Genomic DNA, 12,463 nt, shown 5'->3' with positions numbered 1-12,463 from the left:
ATCCTAAGTAATACATCTTCAGTATCAATATTTAACTTTTGGGCAAGAGATTTTTTTAATTCAAATGTCATTTTAGAATATTTATATATACCCAACGGATCATTTATTAACCTTTTATTTGAATTATTAACTTTTTCAAAATAAATATATGAATTCTTATTAATATATTTTGTTAATGGATTTGTTATTATTACATCGGACATAAATAATACATCTTCTCCATTTTTTATGTCCTTAAAAATAATTTTGTTATCAATCAAGAATTTTCTTCTAAATAACCTTCCAAAGACATTATTCAAATTAAAACCTATAACTATATTATAAGCTAATTCTCGTTCACTCATATAAGGTTGTGAATTACTAGTAACCATACTAAGGGTACTTGTTTTTATTGAATTTTTTACAAGAATATTAAAAATATATAGATCCACTCTATCATTTAAATTAATAGTCAAATTATTAAAAAATTTAGGAATAATTTTATCATCCGCATCAGCAAAAAAAATATATTCCCCCTTAGCCATTTTTATGCCAATATTTCTTGCCTTACCAACACCTTTTTTTTTAGTGTAATAATAGTTTATCTTATCATCATTATTTGATAATTTTTTATATACTTTACTTTTTTCTATATCTGAATTATTGTCAATAATCAAAACTTCATATGTTAGTAAAGTAATTTGTTTAATCGATTTAATACATTCCTCTAGTTCAAAGAACGAATTATTATAAACGGGAATTATAAAACTAATTAATGGTTGCATGCTATCACTCACACTTCCTAGAAAGATTTAAATAGAAATTCTCGAGTATTCTATACGATTTTGATATATCATAATCATTGTTATTTAATTTTAATATTTCACGACTTTCGCTATTATTAGCACTTTTATAAATTAACTTTGCCCAATCATATTTAGATGATTTTAATGAAATAAATTCTGAATTTTTACTAAACGCAACTTCTTTAGGTATATTTTCAGAAAATATGCATGGCAATCCGGAAAATTGCGCTTCTATACCTACAACAGGGATTCCTTCATACAAAGAAGGCATGACAAAAACATCCATTGCTTGATACAATTCATTAACGTCATTTCTATTACCTAAAAAAGATACATATTTTTTTAAATTTAATTTCTCTACTTTTTCTTTTAAACGTTTTTCTTTTTTTCCAACACCAACTATAATTAAATGTGAGTTGATATCATTACGTATAAGAATATTTAAAATATCAATTAAAAAGGACTGATTCTTTTGATTAACAAGTCTCCCAACATTTCCAATTACTAATTTTCCATTTAACGACAATTGCTTTCTTATTTTTCTTCTAATATTAGGATTGTAGACAAAATTATTTTTATCGATTGCATTAGGAATATATGTAAATTTTCTCTTATCTCTAAATAAATATTTACCTGCTTCTTGCCCACAAGCACAAAATTCGTTTGCAACATTAACAATTTTGTATCTAAAAAGCTCTTTTAATATAAATTTGTAATCCAAATCTATTGAAGTATTATGACTATGAGCGATTCTAATAGGTACTCCTGCTTTTTTTGCAGCTAAAAGTGGAAGATAACTCATAGAATCAATATGTGAATGCACTATCTTATATTCTGGATGTTCTGCAAAAAAATCACGCATAAAATGAAAATACTTTACATAGTTTTGTGGATATAATCTTGGAGCATGATAAATATGTCCTCCCATTTCTAAAATTTCAGAATCATAGTCTCCCACAAAATCTCTATGAGTTAAAAAATCAAATTGAATCCTATTCCTATCAATATTCCTATAGTAATTCATTAACATAGTTTCCAATCCAGCATGATTCATACTATTCACTACCTGAAGAATTCTAATAGGCATTTTAATGTCCTCCTAGGCCATATAGTTTTTCGGTTTCTTTGACTATATCATTCCAATTAAACTTAGATAATACATAATTGCTACTCCTATCTGAATACTTTTTTACAATTAAAGGATTATCGCATACAAACTGTAATTTATTTTTTAGATCTTCTAAATCATTATTTTTAAATATTAATCCATTATCTTTTATTACAGACTTAATCTCTTCTATACTTGAACCAATGACACAATTTCCATACGCCATGGCTTCTAATAATGACATCGACATTCCTTCAATTTTTGACGGTATTACATAACTATACGCATATGTATAAAGTTCATTTAAAGCTTCACCCGATAAAAAACCTGTGAAAATTATGTTAGGATTGGTTTTAGCTATTTTATACAGCTTTGCTTTATATTCATCAGTATCACTTGAATCACCAACTACTACCAATTTCTTTTTGGTTTTTACTTGCATATATGCTTTCATTAATAGATGAATCTGCTTTTCTTGAGTCAATCTAGAAACACTTAATATATACCCATCTGGCTTTAAATTGTACTTATCTAGAAATATTTTTTTTTCACTTTTTTTAGGTGAATTTACACCATTAGGAATTAAATATGTTTTTCTACTATACTCACTCAAAAAATATTTTTTCGTGCTTTGATTTAAAACTATTATTTCATCTGCATATTTGGCTAATATCTTTTCAGAAAATTTTATATATTTAGAGCCAAAGCCATTTTTCCATTTATCACGTTTCCAATCCAATCCATGAACTGTAACTATACATTTTTTTCCAAACAGTTTTGGTATCATTATCCATAAAGATGGCCCTTCTGCATGAAAATGTACAACATCTATATTTTTATTTAAGCTTGCACGAATACTTGCAAAAAAGGATGAAGATACTGCAGCTAATCCTTTCTTTTTGAGAGTAAAAACACTTTTTAAATGTACACCCTTATATGTATTATTAACTATTTCATTATTATATTCATTATCTATATCATCGAAGTCTCGATTAAAACAAATAACATTATAACCATCTCTAACTAGGAGAGGGGTTAATGTTGTCAAAACTTTTTCGATACCTCCATTTCTAGAAGGTACGACTTTTTGTCCTATCATAGCAACTGTAACTTTATTTTTATGCATAACTTTCTCCATTTAATATGAACTATTAGGTGTAAAAATAACAGCAATGGTTTTCCAAATAATTAAAAGATCGTATTTTACACTACAATTTTTAATATACTTCAAATCTAATCCAACCATTTCATCAAAACCAACATTATTTCGTTCGGTTGCCTGCCATAGTCCCGTACAGCCAGGTACTACATACAGTCTTTGCTTATCATAACTTGTGTATTGTTCTACTTCAGATGGTAGTGGTGGACGTGGCCCAACAAGACTCATATCGCCCTTTAAGACATTTACTAACTGTGGCAATTCATCTAAACTATGTTCTCGAATAAAATGTCCGACTTTTGTAATTCGAGGATCGTGCTTCATCTTAAACATTGCACCATCTACATCATTTTTTTCTTTCAATTTATCTAATAACTGATCTGCATTAACCACCATTGAACGAAATTTATACATTTTGAATTTTTTACCATTTTTTCCAACTCGTACCTGCTTATAGAATACTGGTCCACCATCTTCTCGCTTAATCTTATAAGCAACTATTCCCATTACTGGACTTAAACCAATTAAACCTAAAGTTGATAACACAATATCAAGAAAACGTTTCGTCAAATGGTAGACTTTACGAGATTCAACTTGTTTTTGGTCTATTAACTTCTGTTGTTCAATCATCAAATTAAATTAGCTCCTCTCTAAATAATAATTAAAACAACCAGAACCTCTTTTTCTTCTTTAATTCCCGAATCTCATTTATCGGTACATTCTCACCATTAATAATTAATCGGGCATTTTCTGCATAACGTTTAGCAAGTTCTGCATCAAATTGACGACTCAACTTTTCAAATGCTTGACGCATTTCATACTTCCGCCCTGGTAAATCGTGAGCATCAGAAGCAAACAAGTATCCTTGCCCATTTGCAATTAACTTTTTACTAAAGTCTTCTACCTTCTTACCAAAAGTTCCAGCATAGGAGCTAGCGGTAATTTGTGATAAACATCCCTTTTGTAATAACTGATACAACAATTCCGGATGTGCCATAATCTTAGTATTCCGTTCTGGATGAACAATTACTGGTGTAATTCCCCGTTGCTGGAGTGCAAAGATCATTTGATTAGTATAATGCGGTACATCGTCATCAGGAAACTCTAGCATTAAATACCGATTCCCCTCGTCCGCAAATAAAATGTCATCTTTGTCCAACGCTTCAATCAGCTGCCCATTAATTCGCACTTCCTGGCCCGGAAAAACTGTTAATGGAATATTATGTTCTTTTAATTGCTGCCGAAACTCGACAGTTTCTTTAATCACATCCTGTTTATGGTTAACGTACCGCCCATTCATATGGTGTGGAGTTAACAATGCATGGGTAACCCCATTTTCAACGGCCTCTTGAGCTAATCGTAAAGAGATTTCCATATTCTTTGATCCATCATCAACCCCTGGCAAGAGGTGACAGTGTAGATCAACCATTACCATTAATCATCAATCCATTTCTTACTTTGATTCTGAAGAATATCCGTAGCCATAACCATAACCATATCCGTAGCCATAACCTGCATCACCGTTCCGATCAACATCGTTCATGATATAGCCAAGAATATTGGCATGAGCTAATTTTAATAGTTCAACTGAGCGCTTAAGACCCGCTTTTTCAGTTTGTCCCATTTTGACAACCAAAACAACACCATCAAGGTGACTAACTAACGCTTGGGTATCAGAGACGGCCAAAATCGGCGGTACATCCAAAATTACAACATCATAGTTATCCTTCATACTAGCAATCAATGCCTGCATTCGTTGGGAATTCAATAATTCGGCTGGGTTGGGTGGAATTGGACCAGAAGTAAGGATCGACAGATTTTCCACCTCTGTTTCTTTAATCATGTCGGTAATATCCATTTCCGCTGCTTCTGAAGTCAAGATTGTTGTTAATCCTTTTTGGTTAGGCACATTAAAGGTCTTATGAAGCGTTGGTCGACGCAAGTCAGCATCAACCAACAAGACTTTTTTACCTGCATTTGCTGCAACTACTGCAATATTATCAGTAACCGTTGACTTACCCTCACTAATATTGGCTGAAGTAAAGGCAAAGGTCTTAATAGGATGATCAATTCCCATAAAACTAATATTGGTACGAATAGTCCGGAACTGTTCAGCAATAACACTTTTTGGCTTTCGTACTGTAATCAATTTTGCACCATATTTGGTGGTTTCATTACTTACAACTGATTTTCTCTTAAATAGACTCATCTGAACGATCCCTCCTTATACCCGACGATGGTGATCTGCAGATTGACTTGATTGAATTCCGTGTTCACTTGGTTTCATATGAATATGAGCAACGGTACCAAGGTTAGTTAACCCTAATTCGTTTGTTAAGAAGTCATCACTCTTCACAGTCGTGTCAGTTAATTCCTTAATTAGAGCGTAAGCAAAACTAAGCACAAGGCCTAAAACAGCTCCCACAAGCGTAAATAACTTTTTGTTTGGAAAAGACGCTGCCTTGGGTGCATTAGCTCGTGAAATGATTGTTACATTATTGACAGACATAATATGCTTAATCTGCTTCTTAAAAACTGACGCAACGGTATTGGCAATTGCTGCAGACTTTTCTGCATTATCAGTTTTTACATTTAAGGTAAAGACTTGCGAATTCTGTTGGGTCTGAACAGAGATAGCCTTCTTTAATTGTGCTGTCGTAACATGGTAGGACTTTTGACCGGTTTGTTCAACAACTGCCGGTTTAGCTGAGCGAACAAGTTCTCGGTTACCATTCGCATTTCGTTCGTAAACAGCCTTCTTAGCTGGCGTGATCACTTTAACCGGATTTTCTAGCTGTTTACTAGCTTTCGATAAAATAACCTGATTGGTAATAATATCTTTATAGGTATTAATTACTTGGATATCGGCTTGCTGATTATTGTAAGCTTGGCCGTCAGCATTGTTATGCTTTTGATTAACCAAGATTTGTGTAGATGCCGTATATTGCGGTGTAATTACGAACTCAGCCACCACAAAACCAAGAACGGCCATAATTACTGTCCAAATAGCAAACAACTTCACGTGGTTGTGACAGATTTCCATTAAACGGTGTAAGTCAATTTGATTTTCTTGACTTTCTTTTTCAGTAGAACTATTGTTATTCACTTTTTTCTCTCCTGTTTAGTTAGTTTTATATATTAAGGTAAAATAGATTTTTATTAGATTATTTGACCGAAGGTCGTTAGCTTCTAAGGCAGCACAGTCAAAACGTGTTCGCCCTAACCTTTCTAATGCCTCGTAATCTAAATATGCTTGCCAGAGACTTGCTAGAATCTCTGATGCAACACAGTCTAAATATGTTCGCCACGACCGCAATCTCCGCCTAAATATCCCGTCCTTGATTGCAAGCCAATCATCGGCCGGGAATCCCTTAGTGCTCGATTGCTAGTTCGTCGTGGCTCTCATTCTAGTGACTTCTCCACTAAATTCGTGATCCGTTGACGTTCGTCGTTGTTGACGGTTTGGAAGGAAACACCGCCTTCGTTGTCGTTATCTCCTTCAGCGTGGTCCTGAACGATATGGTCACGAGCGTCGGAATAATGCTGGGCAAGTTGTAACATGTTGTGCATTGTAAGATCAGTCTGTGAACTATCAGCGATTGAATTCAAAAAGCTCTTATTAAGGACTGTCTTGTATGAAACTGACTTCTTTAGTAAGGCTGCAATGATTAATCGTTGTCGTTGTTGGCGACCATAATCACCATTCGGATCATCATATCGCATCCGACTGAAGGCGAGAGCTTCTTTACCATTTAGGTGATACTTCTTTCCTTTTTCAAATGAATGTCCTTCATAGGTAAAGGTTAATGGTGAAACCACATCGACTCCGCCAACTTTATTAATTGCTTTTTCCAAACCGTTCATATTAACCAAGAGGTAGAAGTCGATTGGAATATTAAATTCTTTTTGAACGGTATTAATTGCTTCCTTAACTCCACCGTAAGTATAGGCAGCGTTAATCTTTGACGGTGAATATTCAGGATAACCAGGTAGGTTGACCTTCATATCCCGCGGAAGACTAACCACAGTAGTTGTCTTCGTTTTGGGATTGAGGGTCATAATCATTAACGTATCTGTCCGTCCCTTTTCTGTCCGGCCAAATTCACCGGTATCTGTTCCCATTAAGAGGATTGATACTGGTTTCTTTTGTGCTAGTACTTGTTGTGCATTTCGCTTGGTATTGGCCCCTGAAGTGCTATACATGTTATCAGTCGTCACATCCAAATTATGGTACGCAACTCCCGCAAAAATCAAAGCAATGATAACCAAGGCTCCCAGGATTGACCAAAAGATCTTCCATCCCCGCCGCATATGATGGTGACGGTGGTGGTGATGATGTCTATGGTGATGGTGCTTTTCTACGCTATTTTCTGAAGACCAATCATTTTCCGACATACTAATATCTCCCCACGCATTATTTAATTTTTCTATAAACTTTAATTTTTATATCATACTGTAAAAAATTGTCTATTTCAAGCCGCTTTGAAAGGTTGTCAAGTAAAAACGCTTGATTGGGTTATCGCTAGAATAATAATTTTCCTTCTACTAATTAGCTTCAATACCAGCATTTTAGCTACCTTAAATAATAAAAATGCTTTTTTCACTAACCTTTCCGAATCAATTTTCAGCAACCGTTCACTTTTTACATACTCTTCTTTTATCACTTATTAACTATAATTTAGGCTATGACTAACAGTTAAGAAGTAATTGGCCTAAAAAATAAGAGCCGCCAAAGCAGCTCTTCATTAACCCTTTTGGTAATTTTCCTGCCAAAAGAATCACAATCTAGTCATCGCCCATGAATAAAAATCTGTGTTGACACAATTTTTAGAGATTGGGAATATAGGCAATGACCTACAGTTAGTGATTATATAAAATTTTCACAAAAGATTAAAGAACATCTTGCTAAAAGAATTAATTTTAACCTAAAAAACAAGGTCACAGAACTTCATCCGTGACCTTGTTCTACTTCTATTCTCATATCTCACTAAATATTCATATACTTCCGCACAACTTCATCCCGAAACTTAACCAGGGACTTTAAGTCAGCAACCTGTTCCGGTTCAACAATCAGTTGTGGGATAATCTCTTCTTGGTCATCCATTCGTTGACGACCCCAAACACTTAACGAAATTAACATATTCCGTAAGTCTTCACCATCATTTGATAGTGTCCATTTTTGTTTGTCGTCCTTAATTGGATTGACCACACCGTTCTCACGTAGCTTTTGTAATGCAAGCTCAATTGCTGTACTTTCACTATCGATCAGAACAGCAAGTTCATCTTCATCGAAGGGCCGAAATTCCAGCTAGAATATCAAGGCTGCTTGATCTGGATCAGCCAAAACCTTTTTGGCATATGTAAATCCACTTTGTTTAGAAACATTCTTCATAATAACACTTCCATGCCTTTCCGCTCTGAATATCCCCCTTCTCCTCATATCATAATAGATTATCAGACAAATTGTTAGTCTTTTGTATATAAAATTTTCTAATATAAGGTCAAAGTCCGCCGCAATTGGGCATAAAAATCAGTGCTCAAGTCATCCCCATAGCACTTATCCGCCGTCTGCTTAACTCCATCTAAAATTTGATCCAGGAAAACTTTTTCGTATTGTTTCCGATGAAGGTAACGTTCATGGTAAGTCGTGGTACAGGAAAGATGGTTCAGTTCTTGATCACCAATCCCAAATTTATTACAAAGGTTCTTCACCGACTCCAGCTGGATCTTCCCCACTGCATGAGCTTGTTGCAAAAGGCGGTTAAAAGTTGCCATACAAGCATCGACCATAACCGTGATTAGTCGTTGATTAGCTCCTTTAAATGTGATCAAGATATTCTTATTTTCCTGGTTCAACTGGTAATTATCCATGTGGTGGGCCATGTAATAAGCAACCCGGCAGTTGCCCTGTCCACACGTCGGTACTAACTCATAGTGACCAGCGATAATCCCCGGTGTGTGTCCCCCGACCATCCGATACAGGATCTGCATTTCAATCCGCGGAACGTCCGCCCACTCACTGAAATCGTGCAGGACTTCTTTCAAGCGCTTCGGTAAAATGATCCCTTCACCATCGCGTGTCAACACGTACGTTCTTTCCCGATCATATCCCGTCATCAATAAAACATTATCCCAACGCGGCTGGAAACCGCTCGTAACTAAGTAATCCTCAAGCTCCCCTAGTCGTGAAATATCAACTATTCCATTCATGTAGGTGGCCCTCCCTTTGCAAATCGTAAATTTAAGCATAATTAATCTAAAATTTGCTCATTTAATAACAAATAATACAATATGCGATTATGCAACCGGTGTCAACAGCTTTTTAAGCGGATTAGACCATTTTCTATCACTCGCTCAGTCAGCGGCTTTTTGATAACTTTAAGTCACTCAAGAGCTCTTGGGAATAATCTCACAAAGGATGTTTCCAAATGACAAATGAAAAAATTATTGAAGGTCTCGTTTATTTATCGACAAACAAGCGAATTAATCTCGTCCACAGCGTCTTAAAGCAGCTCCACCTTTCACCAATGCATGACTGCTACGACGACTTCTTCCAGGAAGGATGCCTGATCTTCGGCCAAGCCTACACGAAGTTTCCCGACGACCCAACCGATCCGGAAAACGAACGGCAGTTAATGAACTTTGCCTTTAAGCGGATCTACTGGCGACTATTGGACAAGTTGCGCCGGCAAGTCTGGGAAAAGGAACACTGGCTCGGTTCGATGAATGACGAATCTCTAGATGAAACCACCCGTAATCGCTTTAACTTTGATCCCAGCAGTCAAGTCGGTTTTGCCCATCTTGAGAACAGCGACTTTTTTACCCAACTAGCAGCTTGCTGTTCACCAAATGAAAAGCGCTACCTCAAAGCAGTCCTCCTCTTGGATCTCAAGGACGCCGAGATTGCTAAGAAGTATAATGTCTCCCGTCAGTCCGTTTATTCATGGAAACGGGGACTAATTAAGAAAGCCCGGTCGCTTGATTGTCCGATCTAGTCTATAATACCGGTGAGGTGGTATTGTGAATCAACATCAAACAAGCAATCATGATCAGTGGTTCCACTCTTGTTATGACGGTGAAGACCAGGACGATGGTTGCCAAAATGAACTCAGCATTAAGCCCAGCCAGGAAGAAGCGGATCGCCTTGAGCTACTTTTAACCAATGTCGGCTTTGATGGGCACACGTTTGACAACACCTTCTCCCTCACCCGAGAAGATGCGGCCTTGCTTAAAGATTTTTTGACTAACTGGCTTCGTAAGCAATAATATAGAGAAAAAGAGACGAGGAATGCGTTCTGCTTTCCTCGTCTCTTTTCAATAGCTAATTTCTAGCTTGTTTTTAGAATTCCCGTAGCGCATCCCCCAAGAACTTCCAATAGTCCAACAGGAGTGACATGTCGACCACGCTCAAGTCATCGAGACTAAGCTTAGTCATGTCATTGAGGCTCACCCGGAGAATATTTAAGAAACTCGTCATCCGGACAATCTTCCCCTGCTGAATCTTGGGAATCCGTTCCAGAATAGATGACTGTAATTCCTGCAGGATCCCGTCATAGAAGCCGGCCTTATCCGTTGCTTGGATCGGCATGGCGTCAAAGATCTCCTCGCTTTGCTGAGAGAATGACTGGTGCCACTGATCCATCGCGGTCCAGTAAAGCTGGTACAAACGTTGATCCTCCGCAGTCCCGTGTTCTGGGCGGTAACGGTTGACCGCCTTCCACTGGGCAAGGACTTCAAGGTACAGGGATTCGTGTTGGGTCCACACCTGATCCTCACGGGTTGCGGTAATCCACCGTTGCATATCATCAATCAATTTTTGCGGGTTGACGTTCTGGTTCACTTAAAAAACTCCTTTCGGGATTAAATGTTTTCGTCACTACTTACCGTGACTAAAGAATTGGGCCGCTTTGATGGCTTGTTGCCAGCCCTGGTAAAGTTGTGTTGCTTTATCTTCGGCCATTTGAGGATTAAATTCATCCCCGATCTTAGAAAGCTTCTTCACTTCATCCTGGTCATGCCAAAAGTCGACGGCTAAACCGGCGAGGAAAGCTGCTCCCAAGGCGGTAGTTTCTTCCATGGCCGCGCGTCTGATTGGGGTTTGAAGGATATCGGCTTGGAACTGCATCATGAAGTTGTTCCGCGATGCTCCACCATTAACGGTTAAGGCCTTCAGTGGTAATTGAGTATCTTTGACCATTGTATCGACAACATCCCTGGACTGGTAGGCGATCGCTTCTAGGGTTGCCCGGATAATGTGCCCCCGGTTGGTCCCCCGGGTCAGGCCAAACATTGCCCCACGGACTTCCTGATCCCAGTATGGCGCACCCAGTCCAGTAAAGGATGGGACAACATAAACGCCACCAGTGGTTTTCGCATCGACGGCCATCTTTTCTGATTCACTAGCATGTTCAAAGAGCTGCAGACCATCCCGCAACCATTGAACGGCAGAACCGGCAACGAAGATACTCCCTTCCAGGGCATAGTGGGTCTCACCATTAATCCCGTAAGCAATCGTTGTCAATAAACCATTATCAGAGAGGGTCGGCTCCAGGCCAGTGTTCATCACAATAAAGGCCCCGGTGCCGTAAGTATTCTTGACGGATCCCTTCTCGTAAGCCGCTTGACCAAACAGGGCTGCCTGCTGGTCCCCGGCAATTCCGGCAATCGGGATCTGGACACCGTAGAAGTGGTAGTCCCCGGTATAACCATAGATTGCTGAACTCGGCTTTACCTCTGGCAGCATTGCCTTCGGGATATTCAAGAGCTTCAGGATATCATCATCCCACTTCAGATCGTGAATATTAAAAAGCATCGTCCGGCTAGCATTAGTGACATCAGTCGCGTGAACCCGCCGTCCGGAAAGGTTCCATAGCAGCCAGGTATCGATCGTCCCAAAGAGGAGATCACCATTAGCGGCCTTCTCCCGGGCTCCCGGAACCCGATCCAGGATCCACTTAATCTTGGTGGCGGCAAAGTAGGAGTCAATCACCAGCCCCGTCTTTTGGTGGATCATGTCCTTATAGCCGTCCTTAATCAAGTCTTCCGCAATCGCGCTAGTTTGCTTTGATTGCCAAACGATCGCATGGTAGATCGGCTTTCCGGTGTGGCGATCCCAAATAATGGTTGTTTCCCGTTGGTTGGTAATCCCGATTGAAGCAATCTTATACGGGGGGATCTGTGACTTGATCATTACGTCAGAGATGACCGACTGGACAGCATCCCAGATCTCTAGTGCATCGTGTTCCACCCATCCTGGCTTCGGGAAGTATTGGGGAAATTCTTGTTGGCTCATGGCCACCTTATTACCATCATGATCAAAGATAATGGCCCGGGTGCTGGTCGTCCCTTCGTCAATCGCCATTACATATTGTTGTTCATTCAAAGTAATCATCCTTTTCGTTTGAGCTAAAA

At 38.1% G+C, this 12,463-nt stretch carries 14 protein-coding genes; 2 read left to right on the top strand and 12 right to left on the bottom strand.

The window, feature by feature from the left end:
• From H9564_RS06170 to H9564_RS06125, 10 genes are all read right to left on the bottom strand, one after another.
• On the bottom strand, positions 1 to 764 hold a 764-nt coding region (locus H9564_RS06170), incomplete at its 3' end, for a glycosyltransferase family 2 protein (protein WP_191684620.1).
• A gap of 4 nt (positions 765 to 768) precedes the next feature.
• Positions 769 to 1,872 carry a glycosyltransferase family 1 protein gene (locus tag H9564_RS06165; RefSeq protein WP_191684619.1) on the bottom strand — a complete coding sequence of 368 codons (1,104 nt, stop codon included), beginning with the start codon at positions 1,870 to 1,872 and terminating at the stop codon, positions 769 to 771.
• A 1-nt stretch (position 1,873) separates the two neighbouring features.
• Positions 1,874 to 3,019: a glycosyltransferase family 4 protein gene (locus tag H9564_RS06160; protein ID WP_225209576.1), complete on the bottom strand. Its 1,146-nt coding sequence runs from the start codon at positions 3,017 to 3,019 to the stop codon at positions 1,874 to 1,876.
• 12 nt (positions 3,020 to 3,031) lie between these two features.
• On the bottom strand, positions 3,032 to 3,682 hold the full coding sequence (locus H9564_RS06155; RefSeq protein ID WP_191684617.1) for a sugar transferase: 651 nt from the start codon (positions 3,680 to 3,682) through the stop codon (positions 3,032 to 3,034).
• 31 nt (positions 3,683 to 3,713) lie between these two features.
• Positions 3,714 to 4,487, bottom strand: a complete 774-nt coding sequence (locus H9564_RS06150) for a tyrosine-protein phosphatase (RefSeq protein ID WP_191684616.1) — start codon at positions 4,485 to 4,487, stop codon at positions 3,714 to 3,716.
• 18 nt (positions 4,488 to 4,505) lie between these two features.
• The gene (locus tag H9564_RS06145) at positions 4,506 to 5,261 is read right to left on the bottom strand and encodes a CpsD/CapB family tyrosine-protein kinase (RefSeq protein ID WP_191684615.1); all 756 of its coding nucleotides are present in this window, start codon (positions 5,259 to 5,261) and stop codon (positions 4,506 to 4,508) included.
• A 15-nt stretch (positions 5,262 to 5,276) separates the two neighbouring features.
• Entirely contained in the window at positions 5,277 to 6,158 is an 882-nt protein-coding gene (locus tag H9564_RS06140; protein WP_318241079.1) for a YveK family protein, read from the bottom strand.
• Between the two features lie 296 nt (positions 6,159 to 6,454).
• Positions 6,455 to 7,447, bottom strand: a complete 993-nt coding sequence (locus tag H9564_RS06135) for an LCP family protein (protein ID WP_191684614.1) — start codon at positions 7,445 to 7,447, stop codon at positions 6,455 to 6,457.
• A gap of 592 nt (positions 7,448 to 8,039) precedes the next feature.
• Positions 8,040 to 8,261: a hypothetical protein gene (locus H9564_RS06130; RefSeq protein WP_191684613.1), complete on the bottom strand. Its 222-nt coding sequence runs from the start codon at positions 8,259 to 8,261 to the stop codon at positions 8,040 to 8,042.
• A gap of 281 nt (positions 8,262 to 8,542) precedes the next feature.
• On the bottom strand, positions 8,543 to 9,262 hold the full coding sequence (locus H9564_RS06125) for a hypothetical protein (protein ID WP_191684612.1): 720 nt from the start codon (positions 9,260 to 9,262) through the stop codon (positions 8,543 to 8,545).
• Positions 9,263 to 9,480: 218 nt separating this feature from the next.
• Here H9564_RS06125 and H9564_RS06120 point away from each other — a divergent pair, with 218 nt between their 5' ends.
• Together H9564_RS06120 and H9564_RS06115 are read left to right on the top strand one after the other, a co-directional pair.
• Entirely contained in the window at positions 9,481 to 10,047 is a 567-nt protein-coding gene (locus H9564_RS06120) for a sigma-70 family RNA polymerase sigma factor (protein WP_191684611.1), read from the top strand.
• A 25-nt stretch (positions 10,048 to 10,072) separates the two neighbouring features.
• On the top strand, positions 10,073 to 10,318 hold the full coding sequence (locus tag H9564_RS06115) for a hypothetical protein (RefSeq protein ID WP_191684610.1): 246 nt from the start codon (positions 10,073 to 10,075) through the stop codon (positions 10,316 to 10,318).
• A 73-nt stretch (positions 10,319 to 10,391) separates the two neighbouring features.
• On the opposite strand, the gene H9564_RS06110 is transcribed toward H9564_RS06115, so the two are convergent.
• Positions 10,392 to 10,892 carry a hypothetical protein gene (locus H9564_RS06110; protein WP_191684609.1) on the bottom strand — a complete coding sequence of 167 codons (501 nt, stop codon included), beginning with the start codon at positions 10,890 to 10,892 and terminating at the stop codon, positions 10,392 to 10,394.
• A 36-nt stretch (positions 10,893 to 10,928) separates the two neighbouring features.
• The gene (gene glpK / locus H9564_RS06105; RefSeq protein ID WP_191684608.1) at positions 10,929 to 12,434 is read right to left on the bottom strand and encodes a glycerol kinase GlpK; all 1,506 of its coding nucleotides are present in this window, start codon (positions 12,432 to 12,434) and stop codon (positions 10,929 to 10,931) included.
• Between the last annotated feature and the right edge of the window lie 29 nt (positions 12,435 to 12,463).

The sequence above is a fragment of the Limosilactobacillus avistercoris genome (assembly GCF_014836425.1).
In the GTDB taxonomy this organism is placed as follows: Bacteria; Bacillota; Bacilli; order Lactobacillales; family Lactobacillaceae; genus Limosilactobacillus; species Limosilactobacillus agrestimuris.
Note: the sequence above shows the minus strand (reverse complement) of the source record. Positions and strands in the feature narration are given on the sequence as shown.